At 64.0% G+C, this 22,459-nt stretch carries 24 protein-coding genes; 14 read left to right on the forward strand and 10 right to left on the reverse strand.

Annotated elements, in window-relative coordinates:
• On the forward strand, positions 1–613 hold a 613-nt coding region (locus ATC00_RS18880), incomplete at both ends, for an electron transfer flavoprotein subunit alpha/FixB family protein (RefSeq protein WP_153045249.1).
• A gap of 141 nt (positions 614–754) precedes the next feature.
• Positions 755–1,627, forward strand: coding sequence for a 3-hydroxybutyryl-CoA dehydrogenase (locus ATC00_RS18885; RefSeq protein WP_037388924.1), 873 nt, complete (start codon positions 755–757; stop codon positions 1,625–1,627).
• Between the two features lie 15 nt (positions 1,628–1,642).
• On the opposite strand, the gene tlpA is transcribed toward ATC00_RS18885, so the two are convergent.
• Positions 1,643–2,317, reverse strand: a complete 675-nt coding sequence (gene tlpA / locus ATC00_RS18890) for a thiol:disulfide interchange protein TlpA (RefSeq protein WP_037388554.1) — start codon at positions 2,315–2,317, stop codon at positions 1,643–1,645.
• Between the two features lie 26 nt (positions 2,318–2,343).
• On the opposite strand from tlpA, the gene argH reads away from it, so the two are divergent.
• The 4 genes from argH (at position 2,344) to ATC00_RS18910 (ending at position 8,108) form a co-directional block, all read left to right on the forward strand.
• Positions 2,344–3,747: an argininosuccinate lyase gene (gene argH / locus ATC00_RS18895; protein WP_037388556.1), complete on the forward strand. Its 1,404-nt coding sequence runs from the start codon at positions 2,344–2,346 to the stop codon at positions 3,745–3,747.
• Between the two features lie 119 nt (positions 3,748–3,866).
• Positions 3,867–4,067 (forward strand): LPS translocon maturation chaperone LptM, encoded by a 201-nt coding sequence (gene lptM / locus ATC00_RS18900; RefSeq protein ID WP_037388559.1) that lies wholly within the window; start codon positions 3,867–3,869, stop codon positions 4,065–4,067.
• A 12-nt stretch (positions 4,068–4,079) separates the two neighbouring features.
• The gene (gene lysA / locus ATC00_RS18905) at positions 4,080–5,348 is read left to right on the forward strand and encodes a diaminopimelate decarboxylase (RefSeq protein WP_037388561.1); all 1,269 of its coding nucleotides are present in this window, start codon (positions 4,080–4,082) and stop codon (positions 5,346–5,348) included.
• A gap of 144 nt (positions 5,349–5,492) precedes the next feature.
• Positions 5,493–8,108 carry a TIGR02302 family protein gene (locus ATC00_RS18910; protein WP_064253964.1) on the forward strand — a complete coding sequence of 872 codons (2,616 nt, stop codon included), beginning with the start codon at positions 5,493–5,495 and terminating at the stop codon, positions 8,106–8,108.
• 30 nt (positions 8,109–8,138) lie between these two features.
• Here ATC00_RS18910 and ATC00_RS18915 read toward each other — a convergent pair whose 3' ends face one another.
• From ATC00_RS18915 to ATC00_RS18925, 3 genes are all read right to left on the reverse strand, one after another.
• Complete coding sequence (locus tag ATC00_RS18915) at positions 8,139–8,498, reverse strand: response regulator (protein WP_037388564.1); 360 nt, start codon at positions 8,496–8,498, stop codon at positions 8,139–8,141.
• A gap of 270 nt (positions 8,499–8,768) precedes the next feature.
• The gene (hpt, locus tag ATC00_RS18920) at positions 8,769–9,314 is read right to left on the reverse strand and encodes a hypoxanthine phosphoribosyltransferase (RefSeq protein WP_037388568.1); all 546 of its coding nucleotides are present in this window, start codon (positions 9,312–9,314) and stop codon (positions 8,769–8,771) included.
• A gap of 60 nt (positions 9,315–9,374) precedes the next feature.
• Entirely contained in the window at positions 9,375–10,028 is a 654-nt protein-coding gene (locus ATC00_RS18925; protein WP_037388570.1) for a hypothetical protein, read from the reverse strand.
• A 404-nt stretch (positions 10,029–10,432) separates the two neighbouring features.
• Here ATC00_RS18925 and ftsE point away from each other — a divergent pair, with 404 nt between their 5' ends.
• From ftsE to ATC00_RS18945, 4 genes are all read left to right on the forward strand, one after another.
• On the forward strand, positions 10,433–11,056 hold the full coding sequence (gene ftsE, locus ATC00_RS18930) for a cell division ATP-binding protein FtsE (protein WP_234782359.1): 624 nt from the start codon (positions 10,433–10,435) through the stop codon (positions 11,054–11,056).
• Positions 11,049–12,056: a cell division protein FtsX gene (locus tag ATC00_RS18935; RefSeq protein ID WP_064253965.1), complete on the forward strand. Its 1,008-nt coding sequence runs from the start codon at positions 11,049–11,051 to the stop codon at positions 12,054–12,056. Before ftsE ends, ATC00_RS18935 begins: the two co-directional genes overlap by 8 nt.
• 112 nt (positions 12,057–12,168) lie before the next feature.
• On the forward strand, positions 12,169–12,867 hold the full coding sequence (locus ATC00_RS18940; RefSeq protein ID WP_037388929.1) for a YdcF family protein: 699 nt from the start codon (positions 12,169–12,171) through the stop codon (positions 12,865–12,867).
• Positions 12,868–12,974: 107 nt separating this feature from the next.
• Positions 12,975–13,757, forward strand: coding sequence for a lysophospholipid acyltransferase family protein (locus ATC00_RS18945; protein ID WP_037388578.1), 783 nt, complete (start codon positions 12,975–12,977; stop codon positions 13,755–13,757).
• A gap of 55 nt (positions 13,758–13,812) precedes the next feature.
• On the opposite strand, the gene ATC00_RS18950 is transcribed toward ATC00_RS18945, so the two are convergent.
• Positions 13,813–14,367 (reverse strand): gamma-glutamylcyclotransferase, encoded by a 555-nt coding sequence (locus ATC00_RS18950; RefSeq protein WP_064253966.1) that lies wholly within the window; start codon positions 14,365–14,367, stop codon positions 13,813–13,815.
• Between the two features lie 244 nt (positions 14,368–14,611).
• Between ATC00_RS18950 and ATC00_RS18955 the strand changes: the two genes are divergently transcribed.
• Positions 14,612–15,625, forward strand: coding sequence for a DUF2125 domain-containing protein (locus tag ATC00_RS18955; RefSeq protein WP_064253967.1), 1,014 nt, complete (start codon positions 14,612–14,614; stop codon positions 15,623–15,625).
• A gap of 15 nt (positions 15,626–15,640) precedes the next feature.
• Here the strand turns inward: ATC00_RS18955 and ATC00_RS18960 are convergent, their stop codons facing one another.
• From ATC00_RS18960 to ATC00_RS18970, 3 genes are all read right to left on the reverse strand, one after another.
• Positions 15,641–16,567, reverse strand: coding sequence for a prephenate/arogenate dehydrogenase family protein (locus tag ATC00_RS18960; protein WP_037388586.1), 927 nt, complete (start codon positions 16,565–16,567; stop codon positions 15,641–15,643).
• Positions 16,564–17,670 (reverse strand): histidinol-phosphate transaminase, encoded by a 1,107-nt coding sequence (hisC, locus tag ATC00_RS18965; protein WP_064253968.1) that lies wholly within the window; start codon positions 17,668–17,670, stop codon positions 16,564–16,566. Before hisC ends, ATC00_RS18960 begins: the two co-directional genes overlap by 4 nt.
• Before the next feature lie 82 nt (positions 17,671–17,752).
• Positions 17,753–18,523: a class I SAM-dependent methyltransferase gene (locus ATC00_RS18970; protein WP_064253969.1), complete on the reverse strand. Its 771-nt coding sequence runs from the start codon at positions 18,521–18,523 to the stop codon at positions 17,753–17,755.
• A 105-nt stretch (positions 18,524–18,628) separates the two neighbouring features.
• On the opposite strand from ATC00_RS18970, the gene gloB reads away from it, so the two are divergent.
• Both gloB and ATC00_RS18980 read left to right on the forward strand, forming a co-directional pair.
• Positions 18,629–19,399 (forward strand): hydroxyacylglutathione hydrolase, encoded by a 771-nt coding sequence (gloB, locus tag ATC00_RS18975; protein ID WP_064253970.1) that lies wholly within the window; start codon positions 18,629–18,631, stop codon positions 19,397–19,399.
• Positions 19,399–19,842 carry a cupin domain-containing protein gene (locus ATC00_RS18980; RefSeq protein ID WP_064253971.1) on the forward strand — a complete coding sequence of 148 codons (444 nt, stop codon included), beginning with the start codon at positions 19,399–19,401 and terminating at the stop codon, positions 19,840–19,842. The genes gloB and ATC00_RS18980 overlap by 1 nt, the downstream gene beginning before the upstream one ends.
• 3 nt (positions 19,843–19,845) lie before the next feature.
• On the opposite strand, the gene yddG is transcribed toward ATC00_RS18980, so the two are convergent.
• Positions 19,846–20,736, reverse strand: coding sequence for an aromatic amino acid exporter YddG (gene yddG, locus ATC00_RS18985; protein ID WP_037388595.1), 891 nt, complete (start codon positions 20,734–20,736; stop codon positions 19,846–19,848).
• 129 nt (positions 20,737–20,865) lie between these two features.
• Positions 20,866–21,657, reverse strand: coding sequence for a DUF3108 domain-containing protein (locus ATC00_RS18990; RefSeq protein WP_161951930.1), 792 nt, complete (start codon positions 21,655–21,657; stop codon positions 20,866–20,868).
• Between the two features lie 445 nt (positions 21,658–22,102).
• On the opposite strand from ATC00_RS18990, the gene rpmB reads away from it, so the two are divergent.
• The gene (rpmB, locus tag ATC00_RS18995; RefSeq protein ID WP_012709220.1) at positions 22,103–22,393 is read left to right on the forward strand and encodes a 50S ribosomal protein L28; all 291 of its coding nucleotides are present in this window, start codon (positions 22,103–22,105) and stop codon (positions 22,391–22,393) included.
• Positions 22,394–22,459: the final 66 nt, after the last annotated feature.

A 22,459-nucleotide genomic window follows, 5' to 3' on the forward strand; every position in this document is an offset into this window, starting at 1 on the left:
CCGCTCGCCGCGCTGATCGTCTCGCTGGCCGGCAGCTACGACACCATCGTTGCCGCCGCCACCTCGGTCGGCAAGAACGTCCTGCCGCGGGTTGCAGCACTTCTCGACGTCGCCCAGGTGTCGGAGATCATCGAGGTCATCTCTGCCGACACTTATCGGCGGCCGATCTATGCCGGCAATGCCATCCAGACGGTGCAGACGAGCGAAGCCAAGAAGGTCATCACCGTCAGGACTGCCTCGTTCGCCGCCGCCGGTGAAGGCGGTTCAGCGGCCATCGAGACGGTTGCGGCCGTCGCCGATCCGGGGCTTTCCAGCCATGTTTCCGATGCGCTGTCGTCCTCCGATCGGCCGGAGCTGACCTCGGCGAAGATCATCATCTCCGGTGGCCGGGCGCTCGGCTCGTCGGAGAAGTTCAAGGAGGTCATCCTTCCGGTCGCCGACAAGCTCGGTGCCGCCGTCGGTGCATCCCGCGCCGCCGTCGATGCCGGCTACGCCCCGAACGACTGGCAGGTCGGCCAGACCGGCAAGGTGGTCGCCCCCGACCTCTACATCGCCTGCGGCATCTCCGGCGCCATCCAGCACCTCGCCGGCATGAAGGATTCGAAGGTGATCGNACGCCGCACTCCGGCACGAAAAGGGCTGGAAAATCTGCCGGCTTGGCATTAACAATCGTACCGGGCCGTACCATCGGCCCGGTTTTTTGCATCTTCGGCAGCGCCGCTGCCGAGATTTCCTAAGGTGGATGTTCGCTTCGATGATCAAGACAATCGGAATTATTGGCGCGGGGCAGATGGGCTGCGGCATTGCCCATGTTTCAGCAGCCGCCGGTTACAAGGTACAGATCTACGATATTGCTGCTGACCGCATCGAGGCAGGGCTGGCGACCATCAACGGCAACCTCGCCCGGCAGGTTTCCTCCGGCAAGATGAGCGACGACGACCGCAAGAAGGCGCTGTCGCTGATGAAGGGTTCGACCGACATCAATGACCTTTCGCAAGCCGATCTCGTCATCGAGGCGGTCACCGAAGACGAAACCGTCAAGCGCAAGATCTACGGCCAGGTTTGTCCGGTCATGAAGCCGGACGCGCTGCTCGCCACCAACACCTCGTCGCTGTCGATCACCCGGCTCGCCTCGGCGACCGACCGCCCGGAACGCTTCATGGGCATCCACTTCATGAACCCGGTTCCGGTGATGAAGCTGGTGGAGCTGGTGCGCGGCATCGCCACCGACGAAGAGACCTTCCGGACGGCCAAGGAATTCGTCGCCCATCTCGACAAGACCGTCACGGTCGCCGAAGACTTCCCCGCCTTCATCGTCAACCGCATCCTGCTGCCGATGATCAACGAGGCGATCTACACGCTTTACGAGGGCGTCGGCACCGTCGATGCCATCGACACGGCGATGAAGCTCGGCGCCAACCATCCGATGGGGCCGCTGCAGCTCGCCGACTTCATCGGCCTCGATACCTGTCTGTCGATCATGCAGGTACTGCACGACGGCCTGGCCGATTCGAAATACCGTCCCTGCCCGCTGCTGGTGAAATATGTCGAGGCCGGCTGGCTCGGTCGCAAGTCCGGTCGCGGCTTCTACGATTATCGCGGCGACGTTCCGGTCCCGACGCGCTGAGGCCCGCGAGAGCCCTCAGCTTTCCGGAGGCGGCGCTATCGCCGCCTCGATCAGCCGCTTCGCATCGTCGCTATCCCAGGCGGCCGGCCCGTTCATCGAACCGATAAGGCAACCCTTCTCGTCGATCAGCAGGGTGGCCGGCAGACCGAAGGCAAGCCCCTCCTTCTTCAGCGTGTTGAAGACGCCCATCGAGGCGTCGCGATAATAGCGCAGGTCTTTGACCCCGATCTCGTCGAGGAAGGCCTTCGGCTTGTCGTCGCCACCGGTGTCGATGTTGACCGCAACGACCTCGAAGCGGTCGCCGCCAAGCGCTCCCTGCAGCCCGTCGAGCGCTGGCATCTCCTCGCGGCAGGGCAGGCACCAGGTTGCCCAGAGATTGACGAGCAGCGTCTTGCCGGCAAAAGAGGCGAGCGTCAGCGGCTTTCGGTCCGGCCCTGTGAAGTCGAGACCGCCGATCGGCCGCGGATTGGCGGCCGGTGTCATCGCCGCTACCTGGCCGCGCATCAGCGGCGTCAGCGCCGCCACCTTTTCGCCGGCGAGCGGGCATCTTGCGTCCGCCGTCCGGGCTGCGCCGCCATTGCCAGACCCGGTCTCCTTCACGTATACCGCAGCCGCACCGGCGATCACCCCAAATAGGGCGGCGAGCGCGAACAACTTCACGGCCGGAGGACGTTTCTTCTGGTCTTGCATTTCATTCTCCAAAGGCGGGCATTCCGATGGCTGACGGCAGTTCCGAGACGAAATCCTCCAACCAGATGTGGGGCGGACGCTTCGCCTCGGGCCCGGACGCGATCATGGAGGAGATAAATGCCTCGATCGGCTTCGACAAGAAGCTCTATGCCCAGGACATCCGCGGCTCAATAGCGCACGCCACGATGCTCGCGCATCAGGGCATCATTTCCGCCGAGGACAAAGACAAGATCGTTCACGGCCTCGACACGATCCTGTCAGAGATCGAAAGCGGCGCCTTCGAGTTCTCGCGCCGGCTCGAAGACATTCACATGAACATCGAAGCGCGGCTGGCGACGCTGATCGGCCCCGCCGCCGGACGCCTGCATACGGCACGCTCGCGCAACGACCAGGTGGCGCTCGATTTCCGCCTCTGGGTGAAGGAAGAACTGCAGAAGACCGAAAGGGCCCTGACAGCGCTGATCGGCGCCTTTCTCGACCGGGCGGAAGAGCATGCCGAAACGGTGATGCCCGGCTTCACCCATCTGCAGACAGCCCAGCCGGTGACCTTCGGTCACCATTGCATGGCCTATGTCGAAATGTTCGGCCGCGATCGCTCGCGCGTCCGCCACGCAATCGAGCATATGGACGAGAGCCCGATCGGCGCCGCCGCCCTTGCCGGCACCGGCTTCCCGATCGACCGGCACATGACGGCCAAGGCACTCGGCTTCCGCGAGCCGACCCGCAACTCGATCGATACGGTTTCCGACCGCGACTTCGCACTCGAGTTCCTGTCGATCGCGGCGATCGCCGCCACGCACCTGTCGCGTCTTGCCGAAGAGATCGTCATCTGGTCGACGCCGCAATTCGGCTTCATCCGCCTGTCGGATGCCTTCTCGACCGGCTCTTCGATCATGCCGCAGAAGAAGAACCCGGATGCCGCCGAGCTCGTGCGCGCCAAGACCGGCCGCATCAACGGCTCGTTGATCGCGCTGCTAACGGTGATGAAGGGGCTGCCGCTCGCCTATTCCAAGGACATGCAGGAGGACAAGGAACAGGTCTTCGACGCAGCCGAAAGCCTGGAGCTGGCGATCGCGGCGATGACCGGCATGGTCCGCGACATGACGATCCGCGCCGACCGGATGAAGGCGGCCGCCGGTTCCGGCTATTCGACCGCCACCGACCTTGCCGACTGGCTGGTTCGCGAGGCGGGTCTCCCCTTCCGCGACGCCCATCACGTCACCGGTCGCGCCGTAGCACTTGCCGAAGAGAAGGGCTGCGATCTCGCCGATCTCCCGCTTGCCGAACTGAAGGCGATCAACCCCGCCATTACCGACAAGCTCTTCGACGTGCTGACCGTCGAGGCGTCGGTCGCAAGCCGCACCAGCTTCGGCGGCACCGCACCGGCCGAGGTGCGCAAGCAGATCGCCTGGTGGCGGGCGCGCAATTAGCCACGCAGAATCAGGGTGCACAAGGGTTTGAAAACCCGATAAGAGATCGCACCAGAGCGAGAATGCGGGGCGCGCCCGCTGTCGCTTGTGACCTATCTGCTTCAGCTTCGGCGAGGGACATGACGATGACATTCACCAAGGCGGCCCGGCTTGCGCTCCTGCTGGCAATTCCGGGGCTGGTTCTCACCGGCTGCGGGCGCAAGGGCGATCTCGACCGGCCGGGCGCCACAACGGCGATCAACACGAAGGCGCCCGCCGGCACCGCCGAACCGAAGGAAACGGTCGAGGACCGCCCCTTCCTGCTTGACCCCCTCCTCTAAGCGAGCGCCCCCGTGAACCACTTCGACTATCGCGACGGAATTCTCTACGCCGAAGACGTCCCAGTGACGGATATCGCCCGTGCCGTCGGCACGCCCTTCTATTGCTATTCCACCGCGACGCTCGAGCGACACTACCGCGTGTTCGCACAGGCCTTTGCCGACGTCGATGCGATGGTCTGCTATGCGGTGAAGGCCAATTCCAACCAGGCCGTGCTGAAGACGCTCGGCCGCCTCGGCGCCGGTGTCGACGTGGTCTCCGAAGGAGAACTCCGCCGGGCGCTCGCCGCCGGCATTCCTGCAGAGCGGATCATGTTTTCGGGTGTCGGCAAGACGCCGCGCGAAATGGACCTCGGGCTCGAGGCCGGCATCTATTGCTTCAACGTCGAATCCGAGCCGGAGCTGGAGATCCTGAACCAACGGGCCGTGCGCGCCGGCAAGCAGGCGCATGTCTCCTTCCGCATCAATCCGGACGTGGACGCACGCACGCACGCCAAGATTTCGACCGGCAAGAAGGAAAACAAGTTCGGTATATCCTGGGAGCGGGCGCGCGCCGTCTACGCCCATGCAGCGACACTCCCCGGCATCAAGGTGACCGGCATCGACATGCATATCGGCAGCCAGATCACCGAGCTGCAGCCCTTCGACGATGCGTTCAAGCTGCTGCGCGAACTGGTCGATACGCTGCGCTCGGATGGCCACGCCATCGATCATGTGGATATCGGCGGCGGCCTCGGCATCCCCTATCGTGAAGACAACAATCCGCCGCCGCTCCCCGATGCCTATGCGGACATCGTCAAGAACCAGCTCAAGGGCCTCGACTGCAAGATCGTCACCGAGCCGGGCCGGCTGATCGTTGGCAATGCCGGCATTCTCGTCACCGAAGTGATCTATGTAAAGGATGGCGGCGAAAAGACCTTCGTCATCGTCGACGGCGCAATGAACGACCTGATCCGCCCGACCCTCTACGAGGCCTATCACGAGATCAGGCCGGTGAAGATTTCTGCCGCCAATGCGCCACGCATCAAGGCCGACGTCGTCGGCCCTGTCTGCGAAACGGGCGACTATCTGGCGCTCGACCGCGAGATGGCGATGCCGAAGCCGGGCGATCTCTTCGCGGTCGGGTCGGCCGGTGCCTACGGAGCGGTCCAGGCCAGCACCTATAATAGCCGGCTTTTGGTGCCCGAGGTACTCGTCAAGGGCGACAGTTTCCACGTGATCCGGCCGCGCGAGGACTATGACGCTCTGATCGGCCTCGACTCGGTGCCGGATTGGCTTGACTGAGTCCCGGTGTGGGACTTTCGACGGACCGCGCCCCGGCGCGATCACGGTTTGTTTTTCCTGTCGCCCTCGCCTTCGCCACAAAGGATGTTATCCTGACCTTTGACCGCCGCGGCGGTCAAAGGGATCGAAAGGGAACTTGGGCGGATGACGCAATTCCGGCAGGATGAAACGCCACAACCGAAGTCATTCGGCAGAATGCTGGCGACGAAGCGGTTCCTGGCACGCCTGATCCTGCTTTCCGAGCAGCTCCTGCCCCGTGCGCTCGCCCCTGCCTCGCTCGTCCTCCTCTTCCTCTCCGCAGGCTGGCTCGGCTTGTTCCGCGTTGCCCCTTTCTGGCTGCATGTCGTCATTCTGCTCGCCTTCGTCGCAGGGCTTTTCCTGACGCTGCTGCCGCTCACCCGCCTGCGTTGGCCGGATATCGCCGAAGCCGACCGGATGCTCGAAATCCGCAATCGGCTGCCGCATCAGGCGATCCGCGTGCAGGACGACGCGCCGGCGACGGAGGGAGCCGTCGGTGCGGCGCTCTGGCGCGAGCACCAGGCGCGCATGGCGCGTCTCGTCCACGGCCTCGATACGGGCCTGCCACGCCCGGACGTCGCGAGACACGATCCCCTCGCCCTGAGGGCTGTGCCGATACTCATCGCCTGCGTCGCCTTTGCCTATTCCTATTCGAACCGCGCCGGTCTGGTATCGGATGCGTTTCGGCTGCCCGAGCGTCAAGTCGCTGCTTCCGACATCCGCATCGACGCCTGGGTGACGCCGCCGGCCTATACCGGCCGCGCCCCCATTTTCCTCACCGGCCGGGAGGATATGGCAGCCGCCGACAGGGAGGCTGCCATCACCATCCCGCAGTTCAGCGACGTCACGGTCCGCGTAACCGGCGCCGGCCAGGAGACGCAGGTCAGCTATGCCGACACCGGCAACCCGCAGCCGACGGTCATCCCGGCCGTGGCCGGCAAGCCGTCGTCGCAGCAGTCGGCGGGAACGGATGCGGCCGGCACGCCGGCGAACGGCGCCCGCAATCATCTCTTCAAGATCACCCGCGACGGGACGCTTTCCGTTGCCGGACAGCGCTGGAACTTCAAAATCATTCCCGACAGTGTCCCGGACATCGCCTTCGACGGAGCTCCCCGTCCGACGGCGAACTCGTCGCTGGAGATAAGCTTCCTCGCTCATGACGATTACGGCATCGCCCAGGCCTGGGCAGAGATCAAGCCTCTGGATCAACCGGCTGCCGGCGCCAGGCCGCTCTATGCCCCGCCGGAATACCGCCTCGACCTGCCCCGCCGCAATCCGCGTGACGCCAAGGGAACGACCAGCCGGAACTTGAGCGAACATCCGCTCTCCGGCAAGCGCGTCGAGATCACCCTCGTCGCCCGCGACGCTGCCGGCCAGGAAGGACGAAGCGTGCCGGAGGAAATGGTGTTGCCGGCGCGGCGCTTCTTCGAACCGCTGGCCGCAGCGGTTGCCGAACAGCGGCAGGTCTTCGCGCTCGACGCCAACCAACTCCCCCACGCCATCGATCTCAATGATGCGCTGACGCTCTATCCCGAGGAGACGATCCCGAATCTCACGCATTTCCTGCTGATCCAGTCGGCCCGGACGCGGATGGAGCTCGCCCGCAACGACGACATGCTGCGCGATGCGGCCAAGCATCTCTGGGAAATCGCACTCGGCATAGAGGACGGCGACCTGTCGCTCGCCGAGCGCCGGCTCCGCGATGCCCAGCAGGCGCTCTCCGACGCGCTCGAACGCAACGCCTCGGATGAGGAGATCGCCAGGCTGATGCAGGAACTACGCCAGGCGATGCAGGAATATATGCGCGCACTCGCCGAGCAGGCGGCCAAAAACCCGGCGATCGCCGCCAATCCGGACATGAACAATGTGCTGCGCCAGCAGGATCTGGAAAAGATGATGGACCAGATCGAGAATCTGGCGCGTTCCGGCGCGCGCGATCAGGCGCGCCAGCTTCTGTCCGAACTGCAGCGGATGATGAACAATCTGCAGGCCGGCCGCATGCAGCAGGGCGGCGAGCAGAACAGCGCCATGCGCCAGCAGATGGACAAGCTCGGCCAGCTCATGCAGCAGCAACAGCAGCTGATGGACGAGACATTCAAGCTGGACCAGGCGCTGCGCGACCGGATGCAGCGCGGCGATCCGCTTCAGGGCGAGGACAACGAGCTCTTTGGCCAGGACATGCCCCAAAATCCCGGACAGCAGAGCGACCCGAACGGACAGCCGAACCCGCTGGACGAGATGACCGCAGAACAGCTGAAGGAAGCCTTGAGGCAGCTCAGACAGCAGCAGGAGGCGCTCGGCAAGCAACTGGGCGAGTTGCAAAAGGGCCTGGAGCAACTCGGCATAAAGCCTGGCAAGGGCTTCGGCCAGGCCGGGCGCGAAATGAAGGACGCCGCGGGCGCCCTCGGCCAGGGCCAGGGCGAACGGGCGGTGGGCAGCCAGGGCCGGGCGCTGCAGGCGCTGCGCGAAGGCGCCCAGGACATGATGAACCAGATGCAGGCCCAGGGTCAGGGGCCCGGCCCCGGTCAAGGAGTCCCGCAATACGGCCAGAACGGGCGCGATCCGCTCGGACGGCGCCAGCAGAACGCCGGACCGGATTTCGGCGACCAGGTGAAAGTGCCGGACGAAATCGACACGCAGCGCGCCCGGCAGATCCTGGACGCGATTCGGCGCAAGCTCGGCGATAATCTGTCGCCGGAAGTCGAGCGGCAATATCTCGAGCGCCTGCTCGATATGCGCTGAGGCCCCGCCGAGCAGGGCCTCAGGAAACGGTCAGGCTGCGAGCGCGTGCGCAACCGCCTTGCGGATGTCAGGCAGGGAAAACGGCTTGGCGATCACATCCACCACCTTGCCTGAGAGATCGTCGGCGCGCTCGCGTTGCTCGGCATAGCCGGTCATCAACAGGATCTTGAGCTGGGGAAAGGCCGCCGATGCCTGATGCACGAGTTCGATGCCGTCCATGACCGGCATCCGGATATCGGAAAGCAGCAGGTCGAAGCGTTGGTCCTTGAGGCGGGCGAGCCCGTCGGCTCCATCCCCGGCCTCGACCGTTTCGTGCCCATCGAGTTGCAACGCCCGCGCCACAAACGAGCGCAAGGCATCTTCATCCTCGGTAATCAGGATTTTCGCCATCATGGCCTCCCGTGTTCGCTCTCACAGAGCGCCGGCGTCATTCGCAAAGAAGACGCTCTACGTCGTTGAACATCCGTATCCACGCCGACTGCGGCCGTGACACCGCTCCAACCAAACAGGTTTTTGTTTGCTTTCGGTAAACGCGATCCCATCGATTTTCAGCATCTCGCGCTTGCAGGTAGAGAAAGAGCGAGTACTCGCCCGTGAGGCGCAAGGAATCACCGCCCTCGCCGCAAAGAGTGCAACCGGGAATCGGGGGCTGGAGAGACGCTATTCCGCGTCGCCCGTGACGACGCCGACGAACGGGAGTTCGCGAAAGGCGTAGGCGACGTCCATGCCGTAGCCCACCACGAAGTGGTCGGGGCATTCGAAGCCGACATAATCGGCTTCCAGATCGACGCGGCGCTTCATGCGCTTGTCGAGCAGCACGGCGACCGTGACATGGCGGGCGCCGCGTTCGTAAAGCAGATCCTTGGCAAAGCGCAGCGTCCGCCCGGATTCGAGAATATCGTCGATCAAGAGCACGTCGCGATTGTGCACGTCGCTGTCGATATCCTTGGTGATCTTCACGCCCTTGGATTCGGTTCCGGTGCCGTAGCTCGACAGCGTGATGAACTCGACCTCCGGCGCAAGTCCTGCGCCGTGCATGGCGCGGATCAGATCGGCCGCAAAGATGAAAGAGCCTTTGAGGATCGAGATGACGAGGAGGTCCTTGTGCGGCCCGCGCATGATCTCTTCCGCCATGTCTCGATTGCGACTGGCGATTGCCTCGGGACTATAAAGAATCTCGATATTCTTGCCGCGGACGACGGGCATGGCGGGTCTCCATTTTCCAGGAAGAACGCCTGCCCTCCCTTCAAGCGCCGATTAGCACAATCAGCGAGGCGAAACACTGTTTTCCGCAAAGGAAACGGCGACGTCGGGCATTTTTCCGCCAGTATAGGGAAGCCGGGTGACGAAGCGGCGGCTTTCGCCCGGCGCGATTGCCGCGCCTTCGTGCATCAGGCGCGTCGCCGTCACCGGCCGTCCATTGCTCATGATTTCGACGACCACAGGCGGCAGGCGCTGTTCGAGATCGGAGCGGTTGCCGATCGCCCCATAGACGGAAAGCACGCGCATGCCGCCGATATAATCGAGCGAGGTGGTGACCGCCTCAATGGCCAGCGGACGGGCATCTGCCTCTTTGTTCCCTCCGAGCCCTGCCACCAGAAGGAAGGCGGTCACGCCGAGGCCGGCGGCGAGGGCGGCGAAGCGCCGCGCCGGCATCGCACGCAGTTTCGCCTCCGCAATCGCGAGGAACCGGGTCCCTACCCCGCTTCGAATGGTCGTCGTCGGACGCGGCACCGGACGCGCCGCCGATCGCCGATTATCGTTGAAGACTGGATAGGGGCCGCGCCGCGGACCGGGAGCAACGGTCTCGAACTCGACGTCGACATAGTCGCGCGTCCTGACCGGGGGGATGCCCGCGCGCGGCACGCGCTCCGGCGGAAGGAGGTCGATATCTGCGGTCTTCGCGCGAAACGCCTGCATGGGGCTCTCCCATCGGAGTGCCGCGCCTCTGTTACACCGGGCGCGGCAAGCTCGCTGCCGCAAGACCCTGCAAAAAACAGGGCATTGCATCAAATCCTCACGGAACGTAAATCGGAATGGTTAATGTTTCGGAAAGAGCCGCGAAAGTGGCGTGTTTTCCTGGGACATTAACCGTCGCTTAACCATGGTTCCGCACTCGGTTTTGCCTTGGCAGGCGCGCTGTCCTACTGCATGGTCCTTCAATCGGCACCGCAGTTCAAAGCGATGCAGCGCGCTTCGTGCGCCCGGCGGGATGTAACGACGCTGGATGTGCGAACGGCCGGCTGCGGCGGTTGTCGAGGATCGTGACGAGAGATTGGGCTGTCCCGTTGATTCATTTCGAGAATGTCGGATTGCGCTATGGCATGGGGCCGGAAATTCTCCGGGACCTGACATTCGACATTCCGCGCCGTTCCTTTCAATTCCTCACCGGCCCATCGGGGGCCGGCAAGACGACGCTGCTGCGGCTGCTGTTTCTGTCGCTGAAGCCGACGCGCGGGCTCATTCGCATGTTCGACCGCAACATCTCCTCCATTCCGCGCGAGGAATTTCCGATGCTGCGGCGCCGCATCGGCATCGTCTTCCAGGACTTCCGTCTTCTCGACCACCTGACGACCTACGAGAACGTCGCCCTGCCGTTGAGGGTCCGCGGCAAGGAAGAGACGAGCTATCGGTCGGACGTGCTCGAGCTTCTCAAATGGGTCGGCCTTGGCGAGCGCATCAACGTGCTTCCGCCGGTACTTTCCGGCGGCGAAAAACAGCGCGCCGCAATCGCCCGGGCGCTGATCGACCGCCCGGAAATCCTGCTGGCCGACGAACCGACCGGCAATGTCGATCCGCCGATGGCAAGACGGCTGTTGAACCTTTTCCTCGAATTGAACAGGCTTGGCACCGCCGTGGTGATCGCCACGCACGACCTGTCGCTGATGGACCAGGTCGAGGCCCGGCGCATGATCCTTTCACAGGGGCGGCTCGATATCTATGAATGAGCAGCGCCCCCGCCGCGAGCCCGACCCGCCGCCGCAGCAGCGCCGCAGCGAAATGCGCGTGCGCCCGACCGGGCCGATCGTACCCTCCGCCAATGTCTCCGGTCATGCCCTGATGTGCGTCATTGCCATCATGTCCTTCCTCGCCTGCCTGACGCTCGGCGGGGTCAGTATGGTGCGGGCGACGGCGCAAAGCTGGCAATCGCAGATTTCTCGCGAGATCACCATCCAGATCAAGCCGGACGAGAACTTGGATATGGAGAAGGCGCTCGCCGACGCGCGCGACCTCGCCTTGACCTTCCCCGGCACGACGGGCGGCAACATCATCGACCGCGCCGCAACGGCCCGACTGCTCGAACCCTGGCTCGGCGGCAGCCTCGATCTCGACGAACTGCCGGTGCCGCGGCTCGTGGTGATAACCATCGATGAAAACAACCCGCCAGATTTTCCCGCCATGCGCAAGGCCTTGACGGAGACGATCCCGGAAGCCTTTCTCGACGATCACCGCACCTGGGTTGACCGTCTGGTCGCCATGGCCAACACAACGACGATGATCGGGACCGGCGTTCTGGCGCTGGTCTTTTCGGCCATGGTGCTGACGGTCGTCTTCGCCACGCGCGGTGCCCTCTCCGGCAATCGCCACATCGTCGAGGTCCTGCATTTCGTCGGGGCCGAGGCGGGCTTCGTGGCGTCCGAGTTCCAGAAGCACTTCCTCAGGATCAGCCTCAAGGGCGCCGGCGCCGGCGGGCTGCTTGCGGCGCTGTCGTTCGCCATCGCCAGTTTCTGGCAATCGCAGACGCTCGCAACTCCGGAAACGGACCAGGCGACCGCGCTCTTCGGCACCTTTGCGATCGGCTATACCGGCTATCTCGGCATCTTCGCGATCATCATCGTCATCGCCCTGCTGACGACGCTGACGGCGCGGCTGACCGTCACCCGCACGATCTACGAGATCGACCTCATCCGGTCTGACCCGGGCCGGACGGATACCTATCAGGGCTAACCCCTTCATGGACCCTGCAAAACCGTGAATCTCCCTCGACCGATCTATCCCCTGCCGCAATCGGCGGCTATGTGAGAGAATCACGATGGTTGAGGAGCTTCGCGAGAGCGGAATGGCCGATAGGGGCAAATGGCGAGACAGGGCCGCGCGCCGCCGTCGGTCTCGCAGCCTGCTGCGCAAAATCCTGCGGCGCGGCTTTTTCGTGCTGCTCGCCTTTCTCGCAATCTTCGTCGCCGGTTTCCTGCACTTCGCCGATACGGTCGCCTCGCTGCAGCCGCCTGCCACACCCAAGGCGGATGCGATCGTCGTGCTGACCGGCGGCTTCCAGCGGATAGACCAGGCGGTCGAGCTTCTGAAATCCGGCGCCGGCAACCGGCTTCTGATCTCCGGCGTCAATCCGGCGACGACGGAAAGCCAGATACGCCGCAACACGCAAAGTTCGGCTGACCTCTTCAAGTGCTGCGTCGATATCGGCCATGAAGCGGTCGACACGATCGGCAATGCGACCGAGGCGGGACAGTGGATCCTCGATCGCGGCTATCGAAGCGTCCTCGTCGTCACCAACAACTACCATATGCCGCGCAGCCTGCTTGAGCTGCGCCGGGTTCGGCCGGACACGCAGTTCATTGCCTATCCGGTTGTCAATTCGGATCTGAAGACATCCAACTGGCTGCGCAATCCGCTCTTCATCAAGGCCATCCTGCTCGAATACGCCAAATATTCGGTTGCGTCGCTGCGAGAGTTTGCGCGCAAGCACCTGGTGCCGGATTCGGAAGTCGACGCCCCTCGCCAAGCCCCGCAGGAAGAGTAGCGCGCTCGATCCTGCAAGAACTGTTTTCCTTGCTGCGAGTTTCGTGTAGGCAGCGGAACGGCAACCGCATTGCGGCCAGCGTCGCCTTCCCATCGAGAGCCTGCCTGATGATCATCCTGCGTTCGATCTTCTTCAACCTGGTCTTCTATGCCAATCTGATCGCCCAGATGATCGTGCTGACCCCGGTCTATTTCCTCGTGCCGCGCAAAACAGCCTGGTTCGTGCCGAAGAACTGGGTGCGCAGCAACCACTGGCTGATGGAGAAGATCGTCGGAACGACCTTCGAGATCGAGGGCCTCGATAACATTCCGCAGGGCGCCTACATCTTCGCGCCGAAGCACCAGTCGTTCTGGGACGCCTATGCGCTTCTGCCCTGGCTTGACGATCCGTTCTATATCCTGAAGCGCGAGCTGACCTGGATCCCGCTCTTCGGCTGGTACATCATCAAGCAACGCATGGTGCCGGTAAACCGCGCCGCCCGCGGCAAGGCGATGACGGAGGTCATGGAGCGTACCAAGCGGGAAATGGCCACGGGGCGCCAGCTGATCATCTATCCGGAAGGCACACGGCGGCCGCCCGGCGCGCCGCCGGAGTACAAGTACGGCATTGCCCGTCTCTACCGCGACCTGCAGGTGCCGGTCGTCCCCGTCGCCATGCATCCGGGCCTCTTCTGGCCACGCCGCAAGTTCCTGCGCTTCCCCGGCCATTTCAAGGTGCGGGTGCTGCCGCCCATCGAAGCCGGCCTGGATCCGGACGCCTTTTTGGCGAAGCTCGTCGAGGTGACCGAGGCCGCAAGCGACGAGCTCCTCGTCGAGACCGCCAAGGCCAATCCGCACCTGCCGCTGCCGCCGACGGCCAAACAGCGTCTGCGCGAGCTTGGCGCGGGATGAGGAAAAGTGTACGCGGTTTTCCGCGCGCATCCGGCGTTAAATTTTTGACGACCGATCAGGCCTGAGCCGATGCGGCTGTACCGTCGGTAAGATTGGCGGCGACTTCCTCAAGCCAATGGTCGCGGATGCCCATCTCCCTCAGATGGGCAAGCGTGTTGAGCACGTATTCGCGATTGTTTCCCGACTTGCCGACGGCGGTGGCGACCGTCGCAGCCGCCTGCTCCGCTTTCAGCGTCCCCGCATACTGCACGTGATTGCGGTCGATCACATAGGCGAGCGCCGGCACGCGGCGTCCGTCGGAGAGTTGCACCCGCATGGTCCGCTCCTTGTAGACATGCGTAACCAGTTCGCGCTCACGCAGGTAGTCGACCACCTCCGTCCTTTCGGCAGGAGGGACGCGAAATGCCATGCCGATGCAGGAGCCGCCATGGTCGAGACCGAGGACAAGGCCTGGATGCCGCTCGGTGCCGCGATGCACCCAGGAATGAACGCAAAGGGAGCGGCGATAGCCGAAGGCCCTTGCCGTCCGCTTCTCCTCGAAGCGAAAGCCCGGATTCCACATCAACGACCCGTAGCCAAAGACCCAAAATTCGTCCATATCCGCTGCCATTCAACCGATGTTGCCGCTATCGCCGAATCACCCATGAGCATGGCAGCGGCCGTCCAGAACTTTCTAGAGCGGGATCGGCAAAGGTGTGAAGCGGCTTTCCGCCTTCATCCTGCCCTAAGATCTTGAGAACTACGACGCAGCGCGGAAGAAAGGCCCCCGCGTCTGCCGCGCAGAAGTTAGTTTGTGGAACGGAACCGGCCACACGAAAAGCCGCTTTCGACGCAAGAGTGGAGTACGCGATACCATGACGGTAACCGAGGTCGCCAAGGGACGGCCAGCCAGCAGGAAGTTTCTCTGGCTTGCAACGGGCATCATTCTTGTCGCCGGCATCTATTCCGGCGCCTGGTTCGTCGCCGCCGACCAGATCGAGAAGCGGCTGCCGGCCTATCTGGCGGAAAAGCAGGCGAGCGGCCTTGGCGGCGAGTGTAGCGAACCCGAGGTGCGCGGGTTTCCATTCCGCATCGGCCTCTTCTGCGACAAGGTGCGCGTCGACGACACCCGCCATGGTGCGTCCGCATCCTTCGGCGCCTTGAGGACGGCGGCACAGGTCTACCAGCCGGGACGCGCCGTCGTCGAACTCGACGGCCCCGCGGAAATTCGTGTCTCACCCGGCGTTTCGGTGTCCGCCGATTGGACGCTGCTGCATGCCAGCCTCGCGGCGACGCTCTCGGGTGTCGACCGAAGTTCAATCGCCTATGACAATCTGACCGGCACCGTCCGCTCGCCGCTTCTCGGCAAGGGCATAGGCTTCGGTGCCAGCCACGGGGAGATTCATCTGCGACAGAACGGCGATGATCTCGACGCGGCGCTGAGCGTCGATAAGCTCGACCTGCGGCCCGAGGAAGGGCCGAGCCTCGCACCGCCGGCCAATGTTGCGGCCGACCTTACGGTCACCGGCAAGGCCGAATGGCTGCAAGGCGGCGCGATCAACCCGCACATGATGCGCGGCACCAGAGGCGAACTGCGACAATTGACGTTGGACGCAGGAAGCGGAATGACCGCCAAGCTCTCCGGGCCCTTCTTGGTCAACGACCAGGGGCTCGTTTCCGGCGAGTTCTCCCTGACACTGGTGAACATCGACGCATGGCGCGAGAACCTGGTGAAAGCCGTTCCCGAGGAAACCGACCTCATCAACAACGTCGCCAACGTCCTGGCGGCGCTCGCCGCCGGCAAGAACGAGGCGACCGTCAAGCTCAATGTGCGCGACGGCACCGCTTTCCTGGCGTTCGTTCCGATCGGTATCCTGCCGGCTCTTTGAATCCGGAAGTCAGATCTACTTCTGGTCCATGGCATGCCGGCCGAAGTCCGGCATCGCCGTATCCTGGCCGGCCTGGATGATCGACCGGCGGATCGCCCGCGTACGGGTGAAGAGATCGAACAGCTTGTCGCCGTCGCCCCAGCGGATCGCACGTTGCAGCGAGGCAAGGTCCTCCGAGAAGCGCGCCAGCATTTCGAGGATCGCGTCCTTGTTGTGCAGGCAGACGTCGCGCCACATGGTCGGATCGGAGGCGGCAAGGCGGGTGAAGTCGCGGAAGCCGGAGGCGGAATATTTGATCACTTCCGACTCGGTCACGGTTGCGAGGTCGTCCGCCGTGCCGACGATGTTGTAGGCGATGATGTGCGGAAGGTGCGAGACGATCGCCAGCACCATGTCGTGGTGCTCCGGATCCATCTCGTCGACCATCGAGCCGAGCGCCTCCCAGAAAAGCCTGAGCCTGGCGACCGCCTCCTCGTCCGTGCCAGGCGGCGGCGTCAGAATACACCAGCGGCCGCGGAACAGCCCGGCAAAGCCCGCATCCGGACCGGAGTGCTCGGTGCCGGCGATCGGGTGGCCGGGCACGAAGTGGACGCTGTCCGGCAGGTGCGGCGCCATCTGCGCGATCACCGACCCCTTCGTCGAGCCGACATCTGTGACGATCGCCCCGGGCTTCAGGTGCGCGGCGATTTCGGCGGCGACGGCGCCGGAAGCTCCGACCGGGACGGAGACGATAACGAGATCGGCATCCTTCACCGCCTCGGCGGCCGACAGCGTATAGCGGTGTCCGAGACCGAGCTCGCCGGCGCGCTTCAGGGTCGCTTCGCTGCGCGTCGAGACGACGATCGTCCCGGCGAGTTGCCTGTCGAGGATATCCCGCGCGATCGACGAGCCGATCAGGCCGATGCCGATAAGGGCGATGGTTTCGAACTGCTGAGCCATCATTTCCGTCCCATGAATTCGGTTAGCGCCGCGATCACGCCCTCATTCGCCTCTTCCGAGCCGATGGTCATGCGCAGCGCATTGGAAAAGCCGTAAGCGCCGACGGCACGCAGGATCAACCCGCGGCCCGTCAGGAACGCATCCGCTTCCTCGGCCGATCTGCCGCCCGTTTCCGGGAAATGGATCAGCACGAAATTGGTCACCGACGGCGTGACGCGGAGACCAATCGCCGTCAGGGCTTCGCTCACCCTTGCGAGCCAGGCAAGGTTGTGATCGACCGCCGCGGCGACGGATGCCTGGTCCCGGATCGCCGCCGCCCCGGCCGCGATCGCCGGTGCATTGAGGTTGAAGGGACCGCGCACGCGGTCGACCGCCTCCACAATGTCGCGCGGCGCATACATCCAGCCGATCCGCAGGCCCGCTAGGCCGTAGATCTTCGAGAAGGTCCGCGTCATCACCACGTTTCGGTTGCCCGAAACCAGCTCCACTCCCGCCTCGTAATCGTTGCGCCGGACATATTCGGCGTAGGCGGCATCGAGCACCAGCACGACGCCGGACGGGAGCCCGGCATGGAGGCGCCGCACCTCGTCGACAGGGATGTAGGTGCCGGTCGGGTTCGCCGGATTGGCGATGAAGACGATCTTCGTCCGTTCGGTGACGGCAGCGAGGATCGCGTCGACGTCGACGCGCGCGTGGCTCTCCTTGACCGTCACCGGCGTGCCGCCTGCCGCGGTGATCTGGATCTTGTAGACGAGAAAGCCATGCTCGGTGACGATCCCTTCGTCGCCGGGGCCGAGATAGGTGTGGCAGAGGAGCCCGAGCAGTTCGTCCGAGCCGTTGCCGCAGAGAATATTGGCCGGGTTCAGCCCGTGAACTGCCGCGATCGCGTCTTTCAGCGCGTGAGCCTGGCCATCCGGGTAGCGCTCGAGGTTGAACGCCGCCTGCTGGAATGCCTCTATTGCACGCGGACTCGCTCCGAGCGGCGTTTCGTTCGACGACAGCTTGTGGACCTTCGCAACGCCCGGCGCATGTTCCCTGCCCGGCACATAGGCGGCAATGTCCAGGATGCCGGGACGGGGCTCGGGGCTCTTCAGGGCAAGGTTCATCGGATCGGCTTTCGCGGGAAGAATGCGGTCCAGCCAATACCGGGGCGCAGCAAATTTGTCGAGTGCGACGTCGCTGCCGCGCTTACGGAGCTTTGATCTCTGACGCCCAAATGCGGGTGCTGGGAACGCCATGCGGCGCCAGCACCGGGACGAAGACGCGGCGCGAGGCGCGCGCCGCCACCGGCAGGCCCTGATAGAGCCGCTTCTGCGCCTCGACGATGATCACCCCGGAAAAAACCGGCCAGAGCGAGCGGCCGAACCGCTCGAGACCGTGGCGCAGGCGCAGGATCATCTTGCTTCTCGATGGCGGGAAGAAGAGCGCCTCGGAGCTGGCTCCCGGCGTGAAGTTGGTCTCGCGCAAAAGTGCAGTCAGTTGTCCCCGCGAATAGGGCCTTCCGGAACCGAAAGGCGTGTGTTCCATCCGCGCCCACACGCCGCGACGGTTCGGCACGACGATGACGAGCCGCCCGCCGGGAGCAAGGACGCGCCAGATCTCCTTCATCGTCTCGCGCGGGCTCTCGGCGAATTCCAGCGCATGGACCATCAGCACCCGGTCGATCGAGGCATCCGGCAGCGGCAGTTCCTCGTCGAAGACGAGCGCGGTGGAGGAGAGTTCGGCAACCGGCCAGTTCACTGCCCCCTGGCCGGCCGGCATGAAGGCGAAGGTACGTTCAGTGTCGGCGCGGAAACGCTCGAGATAGGGAACCGCGTAGCCGAGGCCGACCAGCCGCTCTTCCGGCATGCGCGCCCAGAGGGAAGCGATCGCCATGCTGACGGCTTGCTCCGCCATCCGGCCGAGCTCGGAATGATAGAATTGGCGGAGATCGACGATATCTGTATGCATGCGCAACATGTTAGCTTTGAAGCGGTAGACTTCAAGGCGATGCTCGCTACATTCGGCTAGACTGGAAACAGGCACCCCGAATGCCCGCCGCATGCTCCAAGGGAGGACCAAGCCATGGCCGCGCTCGAACTTGACCTCTTTCTCTGCCGTAGCGACAATTTCGGCGTTCTGGTCCACGATCCGGAAACTGGCGCCACGGCGTCAATCGACGCACCCGAAGAGAAACCGATCCTCGAGGCGCTGGAGCGGCGCGGCTGGCGCCTCACCCACGTCCTGACGACCCATCACCATGGCGATCATGTCGCGGCAAATGTCAGCCTGAAGGAACGCTTCGGCGTGACGATCATCGGCCCCAAGGGCGAGGCGTCGAAGATTCCCGGCATCGACAAGCAAGTGGCGCATGGGGAGCGCTTCGAATTCTCCGGTCGTCCGGTCGAAGTGATCGAAACGCCCGGTCATACGGCGGGGCACATCTGTTTCCATCTCCCGGAGGACAAGCTGCTCTTCGCCGCCGATACGCTGTTCGCGCTCGGCTGCGGGCGGCTCTTCGAAGGGACGGCCGAGACGATGTGGCAGTCGCTGAACCGGCTGATGGCGCTTCCCGACGATACTGCGGTCTTTTTCGGCCACGAATACACGCTGTCGAACGCTCATTTCGCCGTGACGATCGATCCCGAAAACACTGCGCTGAAAGAGCGCGCCGCCGAAATCGAGGAGACCCGTTCGGACGGCGGCTTCACGGCGCCGACGACGATCGGCCTTGAGAAAAGAACGAACCCGTTCCTGCGCGCCGCCGATTCGAAAATCCGCGCTCGCCTCGGAATGGAGAAGGCGAGCGATGCCGCCGTCTTCGCGGAGATCCGCAAGCGCAAGGACAATTTCTGATGAACGCCGCGCGAGAGATGACGGCGGCCACGATCATCGAGACTCTGGGGCTTGTCAGGCATCCGGAAGGCGGCTGGTACGCCGAGACCTTCCGCGATGCCGACGGCGGGCGGCGCGGTCACTCGACGGCAATCTACTATCTTCTCGAAAAGGGCGACCGCTCGCATTGGCACCGCGTCCGCGACGCCGCCGAAGTTTGGCATCACTACGCCGGGGCACCGCTCGAACTCAGCATTGCCGAACCGGACAGGCCAGCAGCGCGCCATCGGCTCGGGCCAGGCCTTTTTGGCGGCGAACGGCCGCAACGGGTGGTCCCCGCCGGCTGGTGGCAATCGGCCACCTCGCTCGGAGACTGGACGCTCGTCGGCTGCACGGTCGCGCCGGGCTTCGACTTTTCCGCCTTCGAGATGGCCGCACCGGATTGGCAACCGCCGCGAGATTGAGTGTTACTCGGCCGCCTGTGTCGCTGTCGCGCCGCTTCCGAGGATCATATCCTTCGCCGCGAGCACGGCGCCGCCCGTGACAAGCAGGCAGGCCAAGGCGATCCGCCAGGACGGCTCGGCAAAGTCGAACAGGACGAGGACCAATGTCGAGAGCACGGGCGCCGCATAGCTCGCAACGCCGAGTAACTGAATGTCGCCGTTCTTGACGCCGAAGTCCCAGGCATAAAAGGCGGCGCCGACCGGCAGAAGGCCGAGGCCCGCAACCGCCAGCCATTCCAAGGACGTCTGCGGCCAGACCGTGGTCTCGAGGCCGAGATGGCAGAGAAGGGAAAGGATCGAGGTCGCCAGGCAAAAGCCGGTCACCACGTCGGTCGAAACTGCGCCGAAACGCCGGGTGATCAGCGAATAGCCGGACCAGGTGAAGGCGCAGAGGAGAGCAGCTCCATAGCCGAGCGCATAGGCGTCGTCGAAGGCGACGCCATCGCGTGCCACGATCATGATGGTACCGGAGAGCCCCGCAAGCGCGCCGGCGATATGGTACCAGCGCAGCCTCTCACCCGGCAGCAGCGCCGAACCGACGACGATCAGAAGTGGCCAGAGATAGGCGATCAGGCCGGCTTCCACCGCCGGGGCATTCCGAAGCGCCGTGAAATAGAGAAAATGGTAGCCGAAAAGCCCGGCGATGCCGGTGATCCAGACCTTGGCCGGCTGCTTCAGAAGCGCGAGGCGTTGGGGTTTCGACGCCAATACGATGATGCCCGGCAGGCTGCCAATCAGGAAGCAGATCGCCGAAAGCTGGAAAGGAGGCACCTGGCCGGAGGCCGCGGTGAAGAGTGCCAGCAGTGACCACATTAGGATCGCCAAAAAACCGACCAGCGTTGCCTTGAACTTCATCCCACTTCCCCTCACGCATCCCTCGAAGGCGACGCCCGGCACCGGTACGGCCGCGTACCGCCGCCCTTCGAATTGTCCTGGATGTATCGCGCCCGTGCGATTTTCGAAAGAGGCGAGCGGCTCGCGTGACTACCCGCCAAACCGCGTCGCCGACACGGTCACGGGACCGATCTTGGTCGGAATGCGGACATAAACTGGGGCATAGACGTCAACCGCCTCGGACTTGGCGAACCAGATTTCCATGGTTGCCAGGCGGCGCAGATATTCGACGTCCTCGCGACCCTTCCTGTATCCCGCCTTCGGCACAAACTGGACTCCGCAGACGATCACCTCGCCGTCGAAGCCCTTGGTTTTGAAGTTGCGCGTCCCCTTGGCCGACAGCCTTATGTCGAGCCGCGATTCGCCGTCGAAGATCGGCAGCGTATTGGGGCAGACGCGGCTTGTCGCCGGAATGATCAGCCCGGAGAGCGGATCGAGGACGTTGCGCATGTCGCGGCTCGTCACCGGCACCCAGTTTTTCGGCAATGGCGTGCGCTTCGGAACCATGCTTGCGCGGACCACATTGCCGTTGCGGAAGCTGACGCTGATCGCCCGGGATTTCTTGCCGCTGCGATAGGACATCGAATACTGAGTCGCCCGGAGACGGTCGCGGCCGATCAGCCCGGAAACCCGCGTCTGGCCGGCGGTCGGGCTGATGATGTTCACCAGGCCGGCGGAATTCAACGTTCCCGAGATCGTATAGCGATTCTGTTCGACCTCGGTGTGGAACGAGGCCCGAGCCAGCGGCAGGCCGGCGAGCGCGATGCTGTAGTCCGTTTGATGCTCGATCTCCGCAGCGAAGCAGGCTGTGGAAAACGTCGCGGCGGCCAGGAGTGCCGGCACGCGAATACCAGTGCGCAACATCATTCCCGAAAGCCCCATTGCCAATCTCCTGCAGGATCCGTGAAGCGCAACCGGTTCAAGGACGAAACCATGCAGCAGCTCAAAATGTTACAGCGTCTTTCTGCTTCTCGACGACGACCGGCGCGGCCCTGCCGCAATCCCCTGAGATGCAAGCGGTTTGCGGCATTTCTGCGCCCGGTTCGTCACAATCACTCCACAAGCGAGACCAAGGGCTTGATTCCGCCTGCGCCAGGAGGAGATAGCGCGGCACGGCACGGCCGGAAAGATGACGGCTCGCAACCGCGCTGATTTTTTGGTAATCCTAGGCGAGGCACGGATTTTCAGGAAAGCGCAGGTTTGGCTTGACTGGCAGGCCATCACTGACTATAGAACCGCGACTTTCCAATAATGGCCAGTAGGAACGCGGCCTGGGCTCTGGGCCCGCTACCGCATTGTCCGGCGGCGAAAAGAAAATAGGTGTACCATGTCCCGTAGTTGCGAATTGACCGGCAAGGGCGTCCAGTCGGGTCACAATGTGAGCCACGCCAACAACAAGACGAAGCGCAAGTTCCTGCCGAACCTGTGCAATGTCACGCTGATCTCCGACGCGCTCGGCCAGCGTTTCCGGCTGCGCGTCTCCGCTGCCGCTCTGCGTTCGGTCGAACACCGCGGCGGTCTCGACGCCTTCCTGCTGAAGGCCGACGAGAACGAGCTGAGCATGCGCGCCCGCCTGCTGCGCCGCCAGATCGTCAAGAAGGCTGCCGAAGCCGCCTGATCGGCGCCGGAACCTTTCCGAACACGGCTTGAAAGGCTTGCGGATCCATCCGGCAAGCCTTTTTCT

It is taken from the genome of Sinorhizobium americanum (assembly GCF_001651855.1).
Taxonomy (GTDB): Bacteria; Pseudomonadota; Alphaproteobacteria; order Rhizobiales; family Rhizobiaceae; genus Sinorhizobium; species Sinorhizobium americanum.